Raw genomic sequence first — 20,355 nt, forward strand, 5'->3', positions numbered from 1 at the left:
GAAAAGCTTGCAGATGGCGGAATGCCCTTTTGTGTAAAAGCAACTTTAATTAATGTTTGGTGTTAAGTGGTTTAAGATTGGCTTCAATAGAGGCACGGCGCGATTCCAAAAATGGCGGTAACGCCAGCGATTCACCCAGAAACTCCAGTTCTTCATCCGTATCAAAGCCGGGTCCATCGGTTGCCAATTCAAACAGAATGCCGTTCGGCTCACGGAAATACAATGAACGGAAGTAAAAGCGATCTACAAAGCCTGAGTTGGAAATTTGCAGCTGCCCAATACGGTCTACCCACTGTTTGAGCTCTTCCTCAGTTTCAACACGGAAGGCTACGTGATGCACACTGCCGCGTCCTGGTCGCTCTTGTGGCAGATCGTTGCGCTCTTCCAGATGAACTTCGGTTCCTGTACCGCCTTCACCCGTTTCATAGATGACCACATCCGGTTGTCCGGCAACGGGGGAAGGGTAAGAGCCCTTTTTGCGGAAGCCCATAACCTGTTCAAGAATAAGAATGGTATTCTCCGCTTTGGGAATAGTCAGATGAACCGGTCCAAGTCCTACAATGCCGTATTCGGCAGGGACAGGGCTTTTCTCCCAAGGCGTGCCGCCGCGCATTCCGTGATCATGCTCATCTGAAACGAGGAAGAAGCGTTGTCCTTCAAAATCCTCAAACGAAAGTGCCAGGCGTCCCGCTTGATCCGTAATTTCGCCATGTTTTACATCCAGCTGCTCAAAGCGGTTTTTCCAGTAATCCAGTGCCTTGTCATTCGGTACCCGCAGGGAGAGCGCCGAAATGCTGTTATTCCCTGTACGAGTTTGTCCCGCATGGGGAATTTCAAAGAATGTGACTTCCGTACCCGCAGTTCCACGCTCATCTCCGTAAAAAAGGTGATACACACTAACATCATCCTGGTTCACCGTTTTCTTGATCAGCCGAAGTCCCATAACCTGAGTATAAAAATCAACATTTTTAGCCGCCGCCGCTGTAATCGCCGATACGTGATGCAATCCTAACAGTTTCATGTCATTGTCCTCCTTGGTTTTTATATGATTAGATTTTTCTAAACAAAATAAACAGTCGAAAAACTTTTCTTTATATTTATTATCTTGATATTAAGATATATTATTTTTGATTGTTTGTCAACTTGAATTTGCACTGGCTCCAAAGACGGACAAAAATAGAAATTCGAAATAATGCAAAAGCAGATACAATAAAGCCCGATATAGCCCAATATAGATAGAACGAATTTTATTATAAAAGGAGTGTACTCGATGTATACGGATAAGGATTTAACGATTAGGCCTGTTACAGAAGAAGACCTGTCGGCTCTTTGGACGTTAACTTTTAAAGAAGAAGCACCGGAATGGAAGCAGTGGGATGCACCATACTATGAACATAAGCCACTTTCTTTTGATGATTATTTAAAAGAGAAGGAAAAGCGAATCGGACAAGATGACTTTTGGATCATTGAAGTGGAAGGCAAGATCATTGGATCGGTTAGCTACTATTGGGAGCATCAGCCTTCCCAATGGCTTGAAATGGGGATAGGTATCTTTGATTCGCGGTATTGGAGCGGTGGGTACGGTACGAGGGCGCTTCGACTGTGGATCACGCATTTGTTTAATACATTACCTCTAGTAAGAGTGGGCTTTACAACCTGGTCAGGAAACCATCGGATGATGAAGGTTGGGGAGAAGCTGGGCATGACCCTCGAAGCCAGGCTTCGAAAGTGCAGATATTATAATGGAGAGTATTATGATTCGATCCGAATGGGGCTTTTACGGAAGAGTGGGAGCAAAAGCTTGAAATTTTGGCAACCACGGAGTTTGATATGGAGGTACAAAAAACATGTACTGGTTCATGTGACGCAGATTGTCAAACACAAGGTGGTTCTTGTGATTGTAATGTCACCTGTTGGTGGTAGCATTCCCGCATTAGAATTTTTGCTTGTTAAACGATTAAGGGCGGAAAAGGAGAAGTGTTTACATTTCTTCTTTTTTTGCGTTCTATAGATATGCTTATAATTTCCTCGTCTTTCTTGACTTTATAGTAAATCTGCGTCCATGTAGACGATCGAATAGATACCTTCATAGGGCGATTATGAAGACGATTTATGAGTTTCTTAGGTGATCCAATTCTGTGCCGTAATCAGCTTATTCTCCTTGATGGATGTCCACAGTTGCTCTTTCGCCAAGGTCCTATGTGTTCCTTCTGTTTTCTCATTATTATAATAAATTTCAGGGAGGTTAGGGAACGGGTACTAATTATACAGTTGAGTAACTAAGAAATGACCTAGCCAGAAGTTTTTGCTAGGTCATTTCTTTTCTTGACTAGGAGGTATTTATTCTGCTGTTCGCAGTCGTTCTACGATAGTTTTCCTGTCGCTCAGAGAATAAATAGCGAGAGGAAGACATATCCCAAGAGCGAGCAGAACAGGCAGCACGAGGATCAGCGGCCAGATAATAAATTTATAACTCATAAACCATATTTGAGTACTCAAGGGTCTCGCAATCAGGACGGAAAATAGGCTTCCTAATAAGATGGAGCATATGCTGGTGCCGAGCACATAGTACATCCCCTCATAAACAAGCATTGTTTTTAATTGTTTGTTGGTCATGCCGATACTTTGTAGTATAGCAAATTCTTGATGGCGGGTCAGAATACTAGTTAGAAGCGCGTTTGCAAAATTAATAATGCCAATCACCCCAATAATAATACTGAGCGTACCGCCGATCATCAAAATTGTTTTTTGCATACCTGAAAGCTCGGCAATTGAGGTGAATTTGGATTTATAATGCATCGTGGGCTCCTTTATTTCGGTATAGTTCTTTAAGAAGCTCTCCATCGTTTTTTCTTTACTATCGGATACATTAAAGGCATAACTCATCACCACAGGCTTCTTCACAAGCGTTTTGTAGATATTCGCCGGGAGATAGAAGTCAGTATAACTAGCAACGGCTACACCAGAATTGGATGATTTTACGCCAACATGACCAAGCACTGTGAATTCATGGCTAGTATACTCCTGGGCATTTGCTGTGTCCATATAGTTATGAAGAGTAACCTTTTCACCTACTTTGTATACGGATAGTTCCATTTCAGGATGATCGTAATTGTCTAACCAGATTCCTTCCAAAATATACTTTCCTGAAGCTAGCTTGCCATAATCAAGCTCACCATCAATTAATTGTAGTCGGTGAAGGGGGAGATCTTCAAGCCCATACACTGGTGCAGATAAGTTGCCGCGAGCGTCAGGAGTGACGATTTCCCCGTACAACTTCCTCCCCTCTTTGTTCTCTTTATACTCGACAGTGAATAAATTGCTGCCACTGTACAATCGTCCACCTTCTTCAAAACCGGGTTGTGCCTGTACGGCCTGAATATAGCTTTCCGTCGTTGCATTGTCAGGGCCTGTGAAATATTCTTGAAAATAATCAGCATGTGCAATCAGAAAGTCAGTGTCATGGCTTTTAGACACATACTTATTCATATCCAGACTTTGGGATAATGTAAAAGTAGTATTCAGTAGCACTAGACCTAGAGAAAGGCTAAGCAGCACCAAAATCGTCCGTTTCTTATTACGCCCTAAGTTGGCTCGAGCCATCAGCGGCATTTTAGCACCGTTAGTTGATTTTTTCAGTTTTTTCTTACCCTTTTTGGTAGCTCCGTCTACGTATCTTACTGCCTCAATCGGAGACACAGTCGCCGCAATTCTGCTAGGCTTATATGCACTGATCATAACTGTTATGACTGCAAACAGAGCGGAGCCGATAAAAATCCATGGGCTGGTGGATAGGGTTACCTCAGCATTTGCGTGCCTATAATTGTTCATAAGCAGCAGAGGGATAAGCGATTTGCCGACACCAAAACCCCCGAGCAAGCCGATGGGAACCCCGATTAAGGAAAGAAATAATGCCTGTCTGCGGATGATTCTGCTGATTTGCCTGCTGGTTGTGCCGATGGTTTTTAGAAGACCGTAGAAACGAATATCACGCATCACCGAGATTTGGAAAATATTATAGATGATCAGATAGCCAGTAAGCATGATCAGTAACAGACCAGTGGCTAGGGGAAAGACGGCTTCAGGGTTCGAACTGAAAGTGTTGGAAAGATACGCCCAGTTCACAGAACTTGCAATGTAGTTCGGTGCATTTTGGTCTAGGGAATAACCGCTTTCTGTAATCACTTTATTAAGATTTTCCCGCATGTTCGAGCTGTTATCGAACATGATATTTGCATTGATGGCTCCGGTCATATCATGATCCTGCTTATATGTGTAGCGTAATTCTTCGGCATGTGCATCCACATAAGCTTTAGAAGCAATGATTTGCCCTACGTTTGCCACGACGGCGGGGTCACTCTTCCACCAGCCGGAGAGGATAAATTCACGCTGTACCATTTTGCCGTGAACCTCAAGCTTCAAGGTCAATGGGGCGCCCTCTTTCAGGGGGATACCCAGTAACTGTAAGGTGCTAGAGTCCGAGATAACCTCATTTTCTGCCACCGGTTTGTGGCCTTTTTCTAGCTCAATCAATCCTAGCTTTAGCCCTACATCGTCATGATACCAGAACTCCGTTTTGCGCTTTGAAAATTGCTCGTTTGTCACCTTTCCACTTAACACGCGGCTATACGCTATCTCTTTAATAAGAGGGTGGTCTTTGACGCGATTAAATTCCTCATCGTTGATATATTTGAGAATACCCTGCCCTCCCCCACCAGCCTGTCGCATCGTTGCCTGTTGGAAGCTATCCATCGCGCCAAGCCCCATAGTAAATAGAGATGTAAATAACAAAGTGGTTAAGGAAATAGCGATAATCGCAATAATATTGCGGATTTTATTGGCTTTAAAACTTTTATCTGATAAATTACGAACCGCCTTACTGTTTTTTATTTTGATCATCGGGTCGCACCACCTACTATTTTACCGTCCTCAATGCGGATGATGCGATCTGCCATCTGCGCGATTTCTTCATTATGAGTAATCATCACCATCGTTTGGGCGAACTGTTGGCTGGATACCTTGATCAACCCTATGACATCCAGACTGGTTTTACTGTCCAGGTTGCCAGTAGGCTCGTCAGCCAAAATAATGGCTGGTTTCGTCGCCAGTGCTCTCGCAATGGCGACTCGCTGCTGCTGACCTCCCGAAAGATTACTTGGTAGATTGTTTAATTTGTTCTTAAGCCCCAGCGTATTCGTAATTTGGGTCAGATAGGCTTTGTCTGGTTGTTTCCCATCCAGTTCAATGGGGAGCACGATATTTTCGTAGACATTCAAAACGGGCACCAGGTTGTAATTTTGAAAAATGAAGCCAATCTTTCGTCTGCGGAAAATGGTCAATTCTTCATCTTTGAGAGAGAAAATATCTTTGCCGTCAATCGTAACACTTCCGCTTGTCGGTCGATCCAGTCCACCTAGCATATGCAGAAGGGTAGATTTGCCGCTCCCGGACGTACCAACAATAGCGACAAATTCTCCGCTTTCCACCTCGAAATTCACACCATCTAAGGCATGAACAGCAGTATCTCCGTTCCCGTAATGTTTCTTTAATGCCTGAGTTTTCAATAGGCCCATATACATTCTCCTCCACAAAAAAATGTCTGTATCGTAGTCATCTACAGTACAGACATTAACACACTGATCTTTCTACAATCTTTCTGAAATCTAACGGTATTGAAAGAATTAAGTATCCATAGAAAGAAAAATAGAGAAGGTAGAACCACGGCCGTAGCGTGATTGTACCTTGATGTAACCCCCCTCTGCAGCGATGATTTCTCTAGCTAAAAACAACCCAATCCCGACCCCCTCCTGCGTGTAAACGGTGGGGGAGCGATAGAAGCGGGTAAAGATCTTCCCTTGTTCTTCTTCTGCAATGCCTATGCCGCTATCGATAATATCAATTCGACAAAACAAATCGTATGCCATTACTTTTATATTCATGCTTCCGCCTGTCTCTGTATATTTTATGGCGTTATCCATAATGTTATAGACAGCTTCACTCGTCCACTTTAGGTCAAAATAAGCATGGATAACTGTGTCCTCCATAACAACTGAAATCCCTTTGGCATCTGCTTTTGGCATCATTTGCTCCAGTGCAGCATCAAGGAGCTTTTGAACAGATTCTCGCCTTGGCGCTACCGTGATAATCCCCGTTTCAAGCCGCGATGTTTTCAACAATGCCTGGATAAGAAAGTTAAGCTTTTCGGCCTGTGCAGATAGAGCTTTCACACAAGTGGAGGTATCCTGTGATAGTTCGTATTCGCTAAGTAGTTGGGAATAAAGCAGGATGTTGGCCAATGGTGTTTTCGTTTGGTGTGAAATATCGGAAATCAGCTCATTTATTTTATTCTTTTCAGCAAGCAGATTTTTGGAGGACACGGAACAAATGGAAAGAAATCTCACAAATTTAGCTTCTATTGCAGAGAGAACGGATTCATCAAAGACATCCTCCGAGAAGCTGCCATTTATCGCGGCATCCAGCATGTTCTCAATAGTTTTCATTGTTCTTTGGATGCTCCTGCGATAAAGCATAATAGCACATACAGCGGTGCATACAGCAACAACGGCAATTCCAATACATATATAGAGGAGTGTTGTCATCTCATTTCAACGCCCATGTGTAGCCCAGCCCATAAACCGTTTTAATATATTGTGGGGAGGAAGGATGATCCTCCAGTTTGTCACGTAGCCTTTTTATCGTAACTGACAAGGCATTTTCACCTACATACTCAGCCCCGTCAGTCCAGATGCTGTCTATCAAATGATCACGCGAAACGGTATTTCCTCGATTGTTGATTAGGATGCGCAACAATTTTTGCTCCGTTTTACTTAGTTCAATAGGTGTACCATTCTTAATAAATTCCATTCTCTCGAATGAAAAAGAAAAATTGTCTAGCTGAAAGGAATCGGCAAGTGGATACCTAGCTCTTTTTAGCTGAACGCCGACTCTTGCTCTCAGTACCATGAGACTGAAAGGTTTGGTGATATAGTCGTCAGCACCCATCTCAAAACCAGTGATTTCATCAGTTTCCATATCATTCGCCGTCAGAACAATGACTGGCAAAGCTTTTGTTTTACGTATATCTGTTAAAAGATCAAGCCCGTTTCCATCTGGTAAATTAATATCAAGGATGACTAATTCAAAGGGAGTAATGTTCAATTGTTCTTTTGCAGTAGCTATGTCATACGTTTGCACAAATACGTTGTTAGGTTCTTTAAGAGCAAGAACAATACCGTTACTCAAGGCAATATCATCCTCGACGATTAATATGTAATTCATCATGTTCCTCCTGTTTTTTTGATTCATCAAGTTAATGAATCCCGAATTCCAAGAACTGCCTACAGTAAAAATGGAAAAGAGGGGCCCCAAATCTTCCATCTCTATTTTACAGGATATTGCTCTTATTTGCTCATTCGCTCTTCAGACTATTCAGGTTTTGCTAGCACCTTTTTTGACATGGTTTATTCATTGCAAAAAAATTGACAGATACGAGTTGACTGATATAATTTATGCTAGTTGATTTTGATAATCATTATCATTATTGGAGGGGAGGACAGGGCCGAAGCTTGATACAGGTTGTTGGAGAACAGGCTCCCTTGGTTAGAACATGAAATTGCGTTATTTAATACTGGCTTTTCTGGTACTGGCCTTCGCCTCGGTTTTTATTGGTGTTCATGATGTAACTCCACTTGATTTGTTCCACTTAACCAACGATCAGGCGCAGGTGCTCCTGATTAGCAGATTCCCACGTTTGATCAGTATCATTATCGCAGGGGCGAGTATGAGTATCTGTGGATTGATCATGCAGCAGCTTACCCGGAACCGATTCGTATCGCCCACCACCGCAGGGACGATGGATGCGGCACGATTGGGTGTGCTGATGGCTATTATGGTGTTTGGAGCGGCAGGATTTTGGACGAAGATGCTGACGGCTTTTGGATTTGCTCTAGGGGGAACACTGATTTTTATGAAAATACTGGATAAAATCCGTTTCAAGGACCCGGTATTTATCCCGCTTGTCGGTTTGATGTTCGGGGGCATTTTAAATTCGGTGACGACCTTTTTTGCTTATAAATACAATCTGATCCAGAGCATTTCTTCGTGGATGCAGGGTGATTTTTCACTAGTGATGAGTGGTCGCTACGAGATGCTATATCTTAGTGTTCCTTTGGTTGCGTTGGCGTACATATATGCGAATCGTTTCACAATTGCAGGTATGGGTGAGGATTTTGCGGCCAACTTGGGTGTACATTACAAGCGCACCGTCAATGTCGGTTTGGTGATCGTGGCTTTGGTTTCCTCTGTTGTCATCTTAACGGTTGGGACGATTCCCTTTTTGGGGCTGGTTGTACCCAATCTGGTCAGCATGTATATGGGGGATAATCTGAAAAAAAGCCTGGCCCATACAGCGATCCTGGGCGCCGTCTTTGTGCTGTTTTGCGACATTTTGGGACGGGTGATCATTTATCCGTATGAAATTTCTGTAGGGCTTACGGTTGGTGTGATCGGGAGCGCGTTGTTCTTGTATTTGCTGCTGAGGAGAAGGGCTTATGAATCCTAAATTAAAAATCGAAATATTAGCCGCTGCCGCGCTTGTGTTGATTGCTGCTTTCGTGTTTATAGATCTTCCGCATACCTGGCATTACGCGCTGCCACGACGATTAAAAAAGATCGCAGCCTTCATTCTGACAGGTGGCTCCATTGCTTTTGCAACCGTTATTTTCCAGACGGTTACGAATAATAAGATTTTGACTCCGGGTATTATCGGACTGGATTCACTGTATATGCTGATTCAGACGACGATTATTTTTGCATTTGGTTCCGTCCCTTTCATTTCGACCAGCAAAGAATTGAGCTTTTTGCTGTCGGTGGGGCTGATGGTGCTGTTTGCGGGACTGCTATACAAATTAATTTTTCGCAAAGACGGACGCGGGATTTATGTACTTTTGCTGATTGGTCTGGTGTTCGGCACGCTGTTTAACAGTTTATCTACCTTTATGGAGGTACTGATTGATCCGAACGAATTTGCGAAAATCCAGGACAAGAGCTTTGCCAGCTTCAGTAACGTAAATACCGAGCTATTGTGGCTTTCTGTATTCATTCTTGTGCTCGTATTTGCTTATGCGTGGAGATTCATCAAGTATCTGGACGTGCTGTCGCTCGGACGAGAGCATGCGATTAATTTAGGGCTCCCTTATGGTTTTATCATTAAAAGACTGCTGGTTATCGTAGCGATTCTCATCTACATTTCCACGGCACTGGTCGGACCGATTACGTTTCTCGGATTAATTGTGGCCAATGTGGCTTATCAGGTGATGAAAACCTATCAGCATCGTTATATTATTCCGGCCTCTATCTGTGTCAGTGTCATTGCGTTGGCAGGATGCCAACTGCTGGCAGAAAGAGTATTCGACTTATCGACAACGGTCAGCGTCATTATTAACTTTATCGGGGGGGTGTACTTCCTGTATCTTTTGCTGCGGGAGAATAAATCATGGTAGAAGTCAAAAACGTATCCAAACGCTACGGGAATAAAAATGTGGTGGATCAGGTATCCGTCACTGTACCTAAAGGTACGATTACCTCCTTTATTGGACCTAATGGCGCTGGTAAAAGCACTTTGTTGTCGATGATCAGTCGCCTGACAGACAGTGATGAGGGAGAAATCCTTATTGACGGGCAGGCCGTGAGCCTGACCAAAAGCGAGGAGCTAGCCCGGAAGATATCTATTTTAAAACAGACCAACGATGTCAATATCCGCTTAACCGTGAAGGAGCTGGTCAGCTTCGGCCGTTTTCCGTATTCCAAGGGCAGATTGAACAGCGAGGATCGCAAAATGGTGGAGCAGTCTATGGCCTACATGGGACTGGAGGATATGAAGGACAAGCATATTGATTTGCTTAGCGGGGGACAGCGACAGCGGGCTTTTATTGCCATGATTTTGGCTCAGGACACAGAATATATCCTGCTGGATGAGCCGCTGAACAATTTGGATATGAAGCATTCGGTTCAGATTATGAAGACGCTACGCGGTTTGGTGAATGATCTCGGCAAAACGATCCTGGTCGTGCTTCACGACATTAATTTTGCATCCTGCTATTCAGACTATATTGTGGGGATGAAGGATGGCAGATTGCTGAAACAAGGAACGGCTGACGAGATGATTGATAGCCAGGTATTAAAGGACTTGTATGATATGGATATTCCAATTCAACAGATCGGTGACCACAAAATTTGTGTGTATTTCACTTAGGGGGAATATAAAATGAAGAAAAATATGATGTTTTTAACGCTGATACTTGCACTGGTACTGATCGTGTCAGCATGTGGCAAAGCGGCTCCGGCAACACAGGAAGTGGCTGGAAACGGCTCCTCTTCTGCTGCGACAACTGAATCTAAAACCATCTCGGTCAAACACGCACTGGATGAAAATCCGGTCCAAGTCAAAGTCAATCCGAAAAATGTCGTTGTGTTTGATTTTGGCTCATTGGATACGTTGGATAAGCTGGGTGTTGACGTTGCGGCAGTAGCGCAGCAGGATCTTCCTACGTATTTGAGCAAATATAAAGATTCCAAATATGCAAGTGCAGGCACGCTGTTTGAACCGGATTACGAGAAAATCAGCGATCTGTCTCCTGAACTGATTATCATCGGTGGTAGACAAGCAGATGCATACAAAGAGTTGAGCAAAATTGCACCCACCATTTCGTTGGCTGTAGACACCAAGGATTATATCAATTCCTTTAAGAAAAACGTTGAAACACTGGGGCAGATCTTCGACAAAGAGGATGCTGCCAAACAGGAACTGGCTACGATTGATAGCTCTATCAAGGCTGTACATGACAAGGCTGTAGCGAGCAAAGCTAAAGGACTGATTGTACTGACGAATGAAGGAAGCCTGAGCGCATATGGTTCACAATCCCGCTTCGGTATCATTCATGACGCTTTTGGCGTAACACCTGTAGACCCTGACATTAAAGTATCCACGCATGGACAAAAGGTTTCGTTTGAATATGTACAGCAAAAAAATCCGGATTATATTTTTGTTGTTGACCGTGGGGCTGTGGTGGTCGAGGAAGGCAAGGAACAGGTTACAGGTAAACAAACCATTGAGAATGAACTGGTAAAGAAAACCAATGCATTTAAAAACGGTCATATTGTATATCTTGATCCTAACTACTGGTACCTGTCAGGTAATGGCCTGGAATCCGTATCTGAAATGATCAAGGAAATGGATGCTGCACTGTAATGAATACATTCACATCATGGAGGACTGTGTAGGATGAAAGGTCATGTAGATGAAATTCCATTAGATGGGTACCTTGTACACGTCTATACACCTCCCGTCTCCGTGAATCATAATGAGCTGTATCCTGTGCTGTATGTGCAGGATGGCAGCTCATTATTTCTAAGTGGATTGGATGAGCTGGAAAGGTGTTTTTCTACGGGGAGGCTACCCCGTGTCGTGCTGGTGGGCATTCAGCCTGTGAATCGGCTGGATGATTATACGCCTTGGAAGGCAACCGCTTTAGTAGAAGGAAGACCTGCTTTTGGCGGTGGCGGAGATGCTTATCTGGCGTTTGTGGTTACAAAAGTAATGCCGTACGTCGAGGCAAGATATCCAGTACAAACTGGATCGGAACATACGGGAATGATCGGTGCCTCGTTGGGCGGATTGATTTCCATGTATGCAGCCTTCAAGTATAAGGATGTATTCGGACGCATTGGTTCGATCTCGGGCTCGTATTGGTATCCTGGTATGATCGATTATATGCAATCTGCATCTTTTGCAACTGTAATAGCTGGGACACACCGCTTTTATATATCTGTGGGGACCCGTGAAGGAGAAGGGAAGACGAATGTACAAAAAGATATGGTTCCGCTGACGCTCCAGGTGTGTGATGTCCTGCTTGCCCATGGTTTGACGGAGCATGAGGTACGGCTGGTAAAGGATGAGGGAGCAGTGCATAACATAAACCACTTCCGGCAACAATTCCCCAAAGCTGTCGCGTGGTTGCTTGGATAAAGCTTTTTATGTTGGTTGTAAATAATAAACGCCAAAGGACAGGAGTGACGAAATCTCCAATACTTTGGCGTTTATTTTATACAATCTACAGGTGGTGGATTTTAACGTACCTGAATTTCCAGGGGTTCTGGAAATGCTCGAGAATGTCCTCCATAATCAATGATTTCAAAAGTAAGCGGCTGCGGATACTGCTTATGGTTAGAGATTACGAATCCATTCAATCCCGTACTTGGTTCAGCTAGCTTGTGTCGCTGTCCCTTGCCGTCAGTGAATGAATTCGCCATTCGAAAATAGGTACCGCCTGAGGTTTCCGTAAAATGATAATTTAGATATATACGAAGCCGATGATGTGTCGGGTTATCGATATAATTGTCGAGTTTAATACGCTCATCAGAAGATTTAACGATGGTTTTTGTTATCGTATTAATGGTAATCGGTGTATTTTTATCAGGCTTCAATGTTAGTCCGAAGATATTAAGCCAAAGCTCTTTATGCTCTGAGAAAAAGCTGCTTGTAAAGTAATAGGTTTGTCCTTGCTTGGTTGTAATCCTGCGATCGTATTTCAGCAAGTCATCATAGGTTAAACGGGTAGAACGGCTAACTTTGTTGGAAACCAGATTCATAAAAAGATCCGTGTCTACAATCTCCCGTCCTCCTGTAGGTTTAAAACGGATTTCCACATCCGTTCTTAACGGTGTCCTGGTGAGCCGCCGCAGTTCGATGTGCTGGTCTTCAATGGCAACGTCCCGGTTGAGGTCCTTCACTTCGCGCAGTGCAGCATCCGGCCCTCGCTTCAAAGTCAAGGGAATGCTGAATTGCTCTGCCTTGGGCTTTACAGACGAGCCTTGCCGGGCCTGAGTCTGCCAGACTGCGGATAAGGTCAGAGCGTCGGGAATTTGCCCCGGCCCTTCAAAATCAAAGACCATGACGTTGGAGACAACGGTCTGATCAGGACGAGCTTTGCTGCGGGTATCCCAAGTAAAAGAACCGTTTAGCGGTTTGCCGTCTGAACCAAGCAGTTTGGGCTTGGTATTGCTTTGCAGCTGCAAGGGGAATTTGGAGCCTTTATTTTCAGCCGTATATAAAATAATAATCCTTTGGCTATCTGCAGCCATTCCATCAATGGTTACCTTATAATCTCCGGATATAAAGGTTTGGCCTACCGGCCAATAAATATCATGTGCTGCTGCTGCTCGAAGCGCCAGTGTAAAATTGTCCAGTTCACCGAAAATCTGACTTACGTAGGTGGGGATTTCAGGATGTCGCTGCACCGGCTTTGTCGCTAATTGCTGTTTCAGCAAATGCTGGGTTCCCCAGATTCCGCCTCCTATGCACAGGACGAGCAGAGCAATGGCTATGATTTTTAGCCTACTTTTATACGAGTACCAAAATCCTGTGCTCCGATGGGCTTTTTTTCTATTTGCTTGTTGCATACCGCGCCGCACGGCCAGATCTATCGCTTCATCAGAAATGCGTCGGGCAGCTTGTTTGGCCTCCTGTACCTGCTGCTTAAACAACAACTCCTCTTGATCAGCCATGCTGTATTTCACCTCCGTGATGGATTTTGTGCCGCAACTGTTTTAGCCCCTGATGCAGCCATGTCTTGATGGTTCCTTCTGATTTGCCAAGCACCTTCGCAATATCGGGTACAGTCATGTCATCGTAATATCTTAGCAGGAGTGCTTGCCGATATTTGGGCTTGAGGCGGTTCAAGACCTGCTGCATGTCCAGTTTGCTGTCGCTTACCATTTCGGCAATCCCTTCCGTGGCAAGAGAATGGATCGGGGAGCGTTGCCGCTTTTGCCGCTTTAGCTCTTCCGTACAGCAGTTCATCAGAATACGGATGATCCATGGAATCAATGCCCCGGGATCTCTTAATTTGCTGCATTGAGACCACGCCCGGTAAGTGGCTTCCTGAAGCATGTCCAAGGCATCCGCTTCATTACGAAGGTAGCTGTAAGCAATGCCGTAAAGGCGTCGGTTATGTCTGGTCATTAAGGTGAAAAATGCATCCTCATCCCCTTGGCAGGCTGAGTTTGCAAGTTCTTTGTCTTCCATGCGAACCTCCCTTTTTTTCATCTGCCATATCCGGCCAGTTCATGTACATCTGTAGATAAGGATGGATATGAAGACTCAAAACGTTTTATTTTTTTATACTGGTTACATCTGTACTATGTCTTGATGGACTAGGTTCATGTTTGGTTCAGGCCACTTGAATACGTATAATAAAGAAATATTCAATACCTGATGTTATACAACAATGGACGCAAGGGGGAGTATACATGAAAAAAAAACGTCTGGGATCTTCGGATTTGCTGGTAGGTGAGATTGGCTTGGGATGTATGTCGGTCGGTACGGAGGAGCAGCAAGGTGTTTACTTGATTCATGAAGCGTTAGACAGGGGCGTAAACCTGTTGGATACGGCGGATTTGTACCAGCACGGACGCAATGAGGAAATTGTGGGTGCAGCGATCCGTGGACGGCGGCAGAATGTCATCCTGGCGACCAAGGTCGGCAATCGGCGTATACCAGGGCAGGAAGGCTGGGGATGGGATCCGTCCAAGAAATACATCCTGTCTGCCGTTAAAGAGAGCCTGCGCCGCCTTGGAACGGACTACATCGACCTGTATCAGCTGCACGGAGGGACGATTGACGATCCGATTGACGAAACCATTGAAGCTTTTGAGCAACTCCAGCGGGAGGGCATCATCCGTTATTATGGTATTTCCTCGATTCGTCCTCATGTCATCCGTCAATATGTCGAACGCTCGAACATCGTTAGTGTCATGAATCAGTATAGTTTGCTGGATCGGCGTGCAGAGGAAGAGGTACTGCCTTTGCTTCAGGAGCGGGGGATTAGCGTGATTGCACGCGGGCCTGTGGCCAGCGGCGTATTGGCCGATGAAGGGGAAGGAAAGGCAGCCAAGGGCTATCTGGACTACGAAGAAGCTGAGTTACTGGACGTGCGTAAGCAATTAAAGGCATTTGCAGGGTCAGATCGCAGTATGGGGCAGACAGCTATCCGTTATAGCCTGTCTCATCCGACTGTCGCTGCTGTCATCCCGGGTGCAAGCTCATTGGGACAATTGGAGCACAATATTTCAGCAGCGGATATTGCGCCGCTAACCCAACAGGAGCGTCAGACGCTGCAGCAAATCAGCCGAGCCAATCGTTATGATGCGCAATACCGCTGATACGAGCAATGATAGGACAAGCGTGGTCTTCTGTTGCTCTTAGCTATAAACGCTACATTTCAGTCTATAACCGAAGTACACGCTCCAACATGTACTCGCCCCAGTTGCAATATATGAAAGAATCATTACAATATAGGAATAAGCCTCGGTTTATAATCCATATGTGAATATGGAGACGTTATAAATACACTCTAGGAGGGACCAACGAATGGAACGCATCGAATCTCAGCAGCAATATCAGGATTTAATTAACGGTGACGGCCTGACCGTCGTGAAATTTGATACAACTTGGTGTCCGGATTGCAAGACACTGGATAAATTTATGGACGGCATTATTGAGGAAAACGCGGATAAGCGTTTCTTTGCGCTTGATGCAGAGAAATTCCAGCCGATTGCCGAAGAAAATCAAGTGCGTGGCATTCCGAGTCTGCTCGTTTTCCGTAACGGCGAAAAAATTGCTCATTTGCACAGCAAATACGCCAAAACGCCAGCTCAAATCTCGGAATATTTGACTACGCTGGAATCCAAACAATAATCAGAACGCACGATAGGGATAGTTCAAGACTATCTATCCTTTCAGCAAAATAGTAAAAGGGATATCCAAGGGCTGATCATTCAGGCCACAAGGATATCCCTTTTTGATTATAGAGCATCAAACAACGGCTTATAAAATAATGAAAAAGAACACAGCCGCCAGCACGAAGCGGTAAATGGCGAACGAAGTCAGGCTTAGGCGTTTGAGTAGACCAAGGAATGTTTTGATCGCTAGCATACCGACAATAAAGGAGGTAATAAAACCTGCCGCGAAAACTGGAAAATCACTCATGGATAAATGATCCATACTTTTGATCATATCAATGCCCGATGCTCCCAACATAACCGGAACAGATACCAAAAATGTAAATTCAGCGGCTGCCGTATGACTTACACGTGCGAATAGGCCCCCAGACATGGTTGAGCCCGAACGGGAGAAACCAGGCCATAGAGCTAGGATCTGGAACATACCAATCGTAAAGGCCTGTTTGTACGTGATCTCATCCACCGTATGTGATTTAATGGGCGGATGGAATTTCTCAGCTGCGATCATCAGCAAGCCCCCGATGACCAGGCTGTACAGAACCGTTTCAGGACCAAATAAATATTGCTTGATTACATCTCGGAACAACACGCCAATCAGACCCGCAGGGATCATGGCTAAAATAATATGTAACAGGTTTAGACGTGGCTTGGTTGAGATTCTGCGTCTAAAATCAAACAGGCTTAGGAACCTGCGCCAATACAATACGACGACCGCCAGTACAGCACCCAATTGTACAATAACCTCGAATGTTTTGACCGTGTCATTCTCGGTGTCCAGCCCCAAAAGACTGGCTGTCAGGATCATGTGACCCGTCGAAGAGACCGGCAAAAACTCTGTCAGCCCTTCAATAATTCCCATAATAATAGAAGATAAAATATCCACTTTACTAGCTCCTCCTTACACGCGTGCAGGGCAAACGACCTAAGCCGTTTGCCCTGGAAATATGTCATTTCAGTAGGAGTGAACGCAAGTGTCAAGTGCAATGACAGACGCTCAGGTCACACGGTTCACTCCCGGGAAGAAGTGTCCGATTCTGCTTCCAATTCCGATGCGGTGGATTTGTGGTGTAAAATAATCTCCACCCGACGAATACGATTTTTACCCATTTCACGAATGATAAATTTCACATCATCTTCTATGAATTCCTTGCCCTGTCTCGGTTCCGGAACCCGGCTATACACCCACCCTCCGACAGTATCCACGTCTTCATCGTCCAATGTCAAGCCAGTCAGATCACTCAGATCGGAAAGCATCACTTTACCATCCATCAAATAACTGTTCTCCGTCAGTTTCTCGATTTCCTTCCGTTCATCCTTATCGAATTCGTCCCGGATTTCGCCAACAATCTCCTCCAAAATGTCCTCAATGGTAATGAGGCCAGAGGTTCCGCCATATTCATCGACAAGGAGAGCGATATGAACCTGCTCCTTCTGCATACGTTTCAGCAGTGTGTTGACGGGGATAACTTCCGGAACGGTCAAGATCGGTTGAATCAGGCTATCGAAAAGAAGCTCGGGGTTGCGATCATACTCAAGGAATAGCTGCTTGGTATTAATCATACCAATGATCTGATCCTTGCTGTCTGTCGCCACCGGAAAACGGGTATACTGCTCTTCGTGAATAGTCAGCATGTTTTCTTTCAGCGAGCGATTCGTAAACAAGCATACCATATCTGTACGTGGCACCATAATTTCTTTGGCAACGGTCTCGTCAAAAGCAAAGATACGATTCACGTAGCCATATTCGGTGTTATTGATCTTACCACTTTCCACGCTTTCGGACAAAATGATCTGAATTTCTTCCTGAGAGTGCGCTTCTTCATGCTCACTAGCCGGTTGAAGACCAAACAGACGAACCAGACGATTGGCCGAGCCGTTAAGGAGCCAAATAAACGGATACATAATCCGGTTAAACCACACGATGACTGGAGAGGTTAACAGGCTGACAGCTTCTGCTTTGCGGATCGCCAATGTTTTGGGAGCCAGCTCGCCGATTACCACGTGCAGGTAAGTTACAATGACAAATGAAATAATAAAGGCCAGGATATGTGAAAATTCCCCATTGATGTTGAGCTGTTGAAAGAGAGGCTCCAGCAATTTGACCACGGTCGGTTCACCGAGCCAGCCGAGTCCCAAGGCTGTAATCGTAATACCAAGCTGACAGGCGGACAGGTAGCCGTCCAGATTATTGACGACCTTTTGTAGCGCCAGTGCGTTTTTACGGTTCTCCACGACCAGCTGATCTACCCGGCTGGAACGGATTTTAATAATCGCAAACTCGGTAGCCACGAAGAAAGCACTAAATAAAATCAACACCGCAAACAAAAATAGACTGACACCTATACCCATATAATTTTCACTCATCCCTTTTTCGGTCAATTTTTTTAAGGAACTCCATTTTAAGTTCACTTGAACTTATTTTAAGAACTTAAAAGGAAATATACAAGGTTCATATGGAATCATAGCAGGTCACCTACCTCCAATTTACACGAAAAATAAGACATAATAGAACCCACACGGCTCATTGCTTCACTTTACAAGCCTGGTTTAAGGGCGTATGATGAGTTCAAATGAACTTGAAATGTAACAAAGGGAGGAAAGCAGATGGAGTCTTTTACCCTTACTCGCCGTGATATGGCCCATTTGCTGCTGGCCATGGAAGGTCGCCGCGAATTGCAGCCTTTGGCCGTTCTTCAGGACGCTTGGAGGCGCACCCATAGCCATCTCGCCCGCACCAGCAGTACCATGCCGACATTTTTATACACCGACGTGACGCCTGTGCTGGATAAAATCATCAAGGGCAAGCACAGTGCAGCCTTTTCGCTACAGGAGATCGTTTCACTAGGCCAACTGGTCGAATACAGCCATGTCTCACTGGCCTCTATGCAAAATTGGGTCAAACGCGACTTCAAGGAATTTCTCGGCGCTCCGAAGATCGGCAAAAAATACTCCGTCAACCAGGCGGCTATATTGCTCATTGTGGAAGATTTAAAATCATGTCTTGATTTTGAATCCATCCGTCAGCTATTTCATATCCTGTTCCAACAACCCGAAGATGATACGGACGATCTGATTCAGCCGGTCGATTTGTACGCCGCATATTCAGCATTATTTGAGGAGCTGGATGCGAACGGAGACCAACTGCTGGATGTGGCAGGAGCAGGGTATGCAAAAGAAAACGGGAATTCCGCTACAGGACAGCAGCGTCAGGAAGGTGCGACAGAGGAGCTGCTGATTCAGGCGGCTGATCAATACACCCGTCGTTTACAGCATTTGACCCCTAGCCAGTGTGAAGCGGTGCGTAATACTTTGCTGGTGGCAGCGGTATCGGTGCAAAATAGTTATTTTTTGTCCATGGCACGTCGGTATGTGAATGCGACGTTGTTTCTGGACTTCCAAGGGTAGATCAGGATTGGCGCTAGAAGCCGATCCTATTTTTTTTGCTCTTTTTCGAGGATTGTCTACCCTTTTGGAGACTGAAAAAGTATACAAAAGAGGTATATACACTCAAACGCTGTCAAAGATACAATAAACATATATAATCCAGCAATTGGAAAAACTTTGAATATCTCTTCCAAAGCATCTGGATACACACACAGGAGGTAATGGCATGTCCGATGTCTCCATCATCATTTGTACCCGCAACCGGATCGAAGACCTGACACGCTGTATACAATCTATTGCAGTACAGCAGCAATTGGAGCATACGGCTGTAGAACTGCTGATTGTTGATGACGGCGATATTTCCGACCAACAGATCGAGCAGTACCGTCACATGGTATCCGGATTGCCTCAAGGCGTTCTGAAATATTATAAAAAAAGTCGTCCCGGCGTTTGGTTATCCCGCTATGAGGCCTTGTCTCTTGTGCGGTATGATATTGTGCTGTATTTTGACGATGATGCCGAACTGGACGATAAACTCTATATCCGGCGCTTGCTCGATACCTATGATCAGGATGAAACGATTGTGGGTGTTGGAGGGATTGCAAAGGGACTACATTCGAGCCGGGCAGGAAAGCTGCTGGGCGTTTTGACATTTCAGATGTCTTCCTCCCTCGGCAAGCTCTCGCCCAGTAGTCTGGCAGGTTCATTGCTGCGTTGGGGCGAAGCAACTGAGGTTTTTGATACAGAATTTTTCCATGGCTGTAATATGTCATTTCGGAAGGATGCGCTTCGGGACATGAAGCCGTATCCGTGGATGACCAGTTATGCCGTGGCTGACGATTTGTACATGTGCCAGTTGGCAAGCCGTTACGGCAAATTGGTTATCAATCCCGACTTAACTATCATCCATCATGAATCCCCAAGTTCGCGCGACAAGGCGGGCAAAGTAGCCAAGGCTACGGCGATTAACCACTATTATTTTCTTGCCCTGAAAAACGCGGGAGTGATTCAGTATGGGGCCCTTTTATGGACCTTATCCTACTTGATGCTCAAAGAAACGCTGCGCCGCAATTTTAATGCCGCAGATGGATACAAGCAGGGGGTGTTGTTCATTCTGAACCCGCGTAAGCCAAAATATAACGAATATTTAGGCCCAGCGGTTCAGTAAACCGT

Annotated in this window: 18 protein-coding genes and 1 pseudogene; 10 read left to right on the forward strand and 9 right to left on the reverse strand. The window is 45.0% G+C overall.

Translation table 11 applies throughout. The features are described from left to right. Positions 1-49 precede the first annotated feature (49 nt). On the reverse strand, positions 50-1,021 hold the full coding sequence (locus AC6EJC_RS15285; RefSeq protein WP_061828937.1) for a ring-cleaving dioxygenase: 972 nt from the start codon (positions 1,019-1,021) through the stop codon (positions 50-52). Between the two features lie 249 nt (positions 1,022-1,270). Here AC6EJC_RS15285 and AC6EJC_RS15290 point away from each other — a divergent pair. Next, a pseudogene (locus AC6EJC_RS15290) lies at positions 1,271-1,786 on the forward strand (GNAT family N-acetyltransferase); the annotation flags it as partial. A gap of 554 nt (positions 1,787-2,340) precedes the next feature. Here AC6EJC_RS15290 and AC6EJC_RS15295 read toward each other — a convergent pair. The 4 genes from AC6EJC_RS15295 to AC6EJC_RS15310 all read right to left on the reverse strand — a co-directional run bounded on the left by AC6EJC_RS15295 (position 2,341) and on the right by AC6EJC_RS15310 (position 7,278). Next, positions 2,341-4,899: an ABC transporter permease gene (locus AC6EJC_RS15295; protein ID WP_444954712.1), complete on the reverse strand. Its 2,559-nt coding sequence runs from the start codon at positions 4,897-4,899 to the stop codon at positions 2,341-2,343. Further along, entirely contained in the window at positions 4,896-5,573 is a 678-nt protein-coding gene (locus AC6EJC_RS15300) for an ABC transporter ATP-binding protein (protein ID WP_444954713.1), read from the reverse strand. Before AC6EJC_RS15300 ends, AC6EJC_RS15295 begins: the two co-directional genes overlap by 4 nt. 108 nt (positions 5,574-5,681) lie before the next feature. Next, positions 5,682-6,599 (reverse strand): sensor histidine kinase, encoded by a 918-nt coding sequence (locus AC6EJC_RS15305; protein WP_444954714.1) that lies wholly within the window; start codon positions 6,597-6,599, stop codon positions 5,682-5,684. A gap of 1 nt (position 6,600) precedes the next feature. After that, complete coding sequence (locus tag AC6EJC_RS15310; protein ID WP_444954812.1) at positions 6,601-7,278, reverse strand: response regulator transcription factor; 678 nt, start codon at positions 7,276-7,278, stop codon at positions 6,601-6,603. A gap of 328 nt (positions 7,279-7,606) precedes the next feature. On the opposite strand from AC6EJC_RS15310, the gene AC6EJC_RS15315 reads away from it, so the two are divergent. Genes AC6EJC_RS15315 through AC6EJC_RS15335 form a run of 5 tightly spaced genes read left to right on the forward strand, consistent with a single transcriptional unit; the run spans position 7,607 to position 12,025 of the window. Then, on the forward strand, positions 7,607-8,560 hold the full coding sequence (locus AC6EJC_RS15315) for an ABC transporter permease (protein WP_444954715.1): 954 nt from the start codon (positions 7,607-7,609) through the stop codon (positions 8,558-8,560). Continuing rightward, entirely contained in the window at positions 8,550-9,500 is a 951-nt protein-coding gene (locus tag AC6EJC_RS15320; RefSeq protein ID WP_444954716.1) for an iron chelate uptake ABC transporter family permease subunit, read from the forward strand. Before AC6EJC_RS15315 ends, AC6EJC_RS15320 begins: the two co-directional genes overlap by 11 nt. Beyond that, complete coding sequence (locus AC6EJC_RS15325) at positions 9,494-10,252, forward strand: iron ABC transporter ATP-binding protein (RefSeq protein WP_444954717.1); 759 nt, start codon at positions 9,494-9,496, stop codon at positions 10,250-10,252. The genes AC6EJC_RS15320 and AC6EJC_RS15325 overlap by 7 nt, the downstream gene beginning before the upstream one ends. Positions 10,253-10,264: 12 nt before the next feature. After that, the gene (locus AC6EJC_RS15330; RefSeq protein WP_444954718.1) at positions 10,265-11,248 is read left to right on the forward strand and encodes a siderophore ABC transporter substrate-binding protein; all 984 of its coding nucleotides are present in this window, start codon (positions 10,265-10,267) and stop codon (positions 11,246-11,248) included. Positions 11,249-11,281: 33 nt separating this feature from the next. Continuing rightward, positions 11,282-12,025 (forward strand): alpha/beta hydrolase, encoded by a 744-nt coding sequence (locus AC6EJC_RS15335; protein ID WP_444954719.1) that lies wholly within the window; start codon positions 11,282-11,284, stop codon positions 12,023-12,025. Positions 12,026-12,126: 101 nt separating this feature from the next. On the opposite strand, the gene AC6EJC_RS15340 is transcribed toward AC6EJC_RS15335, so the two are convergent. Together AC6EJC_RS15340 and AC6EJC_RS15345 are read right to left on the reverse strand one after the other, a co-directional pair. Continuing rightward, complete coding sequence (locus AC6EJC_RS15340; RefSeq protein ID WP_444954720.1) at positions 12,127-13,563, reverse strand: DUF4179 domain-containing protein; 1,437 nt, start codon at positions 13,561-13,563, stop codon at positions 12,127-12,129. Continuing rightward, positions 13,556-14,083 carry an RNA polymerase sigma factor gene (locus AC6EJC_RS15345; RefSeq protein WP_444954721.1) on the reverse strand — a complete coding sequence of 176 codons (528 nt, stop codon included), beginning with the start codon at positions 14,081-14,083 and terminating at the stop codon, positions 13,556-13,558. Before AC6EJC_RS15345 ends, AC6EJC_RS15340 begins: the two co-directional genes overlap by 8 nt. A gap of 224 nt (positions 14,084-14,307) precedes the next feature. On the opposite strand from AC6EJC_RS15345, the gene AC6EJC_RS15350 reads away from it, so the two are divergent. Together AC6EJC_RS15350 and AC6EJC_RS15355 are read left to right on the forward strand one after the other, a co-directional pair. After that, entirely contained in the window at positions 14,308-15,219 is a 912-nt protein-coding gene (locus AC6EJC_RS15350) for an aldo/keto reductase (RefSeq protein ID WP_444954722.1), read from the forward strand. Between the two features lie 208 nt (positions 15,220-15,427). Continuing rightward, the gene (locus AC6EJC_RS15355; protein WP_013312008.1) at positions 15,428-15,754 is read left to right on the forward strand and encodes a thioredoxin family protein; all 327 of its coding nucleotides are present in this window, start codon (positions 15,428-15,430) and stop codon (positions 15,752-15,754) included. 129 nt (positions 15,755-15,883) lie between these two features. On the opposite strand, the gene bacA is transcribed toward AC6EJC_RS15355, so the two are convergent. Then, positions 15,884-16,681 carry an undecaprenyl-diphosphate phosphatase gene (bacA, locus tag AC6EJC_RS15360; RefSeq protein ID WP_444954723.1) on the reverse strand — a complete coding sequence of 266 codons (798 nt, stop codon included), beginning with the start codon at positions 16,679-16,681 and terminating at the stop codon, positions 15,884-15,886. 125 nt (positions 16,682-16,806) lie between these two features. Beyond that, entirely contained in the window at positions 16,807-18,177 is a 1,371-nt protein-coding gene (locus AC6EJC_RS15365) for a hemolysin family protein (RefSeq protein WP_444954724.1), read from the reverse strand. A 225-nt stretch (positions 18,178-18,402) separates the two neighbouring features. Between AC6EJC_RS15365 and AC6EJC_RS15370 the strand changes: the two genes are divergently transcribed. Then, positions 18,403-19,203: a DUF1836 domain-containing protein gene (locus tag AC6EJC_RS15370; RefSeq protein WP_444954725.1), complete on the forward strand. Its 801-nt coding sequence runs from the start codon at positions 18,403-18,405 to the stop codon at positions 19,201-19,203. A gap of 205 nt (positions 19,204-19,408) precedes the next feature. Continuing rightward, a complete protein-coding gene (locus AC6EJC_RS15375; protein ID WP_444954726.1) occupies positions 19,409-20,350 on the forward strand; it encodes a glycosyltransferase family 2 protein in 942 nt (313 codons plus the stop codon). Positions 20,351-20,355: the final 5 nt, after the last annotated feature.

Source organism: Paenibacillus sp. TY11 (genome assembly GCF_059772165.1).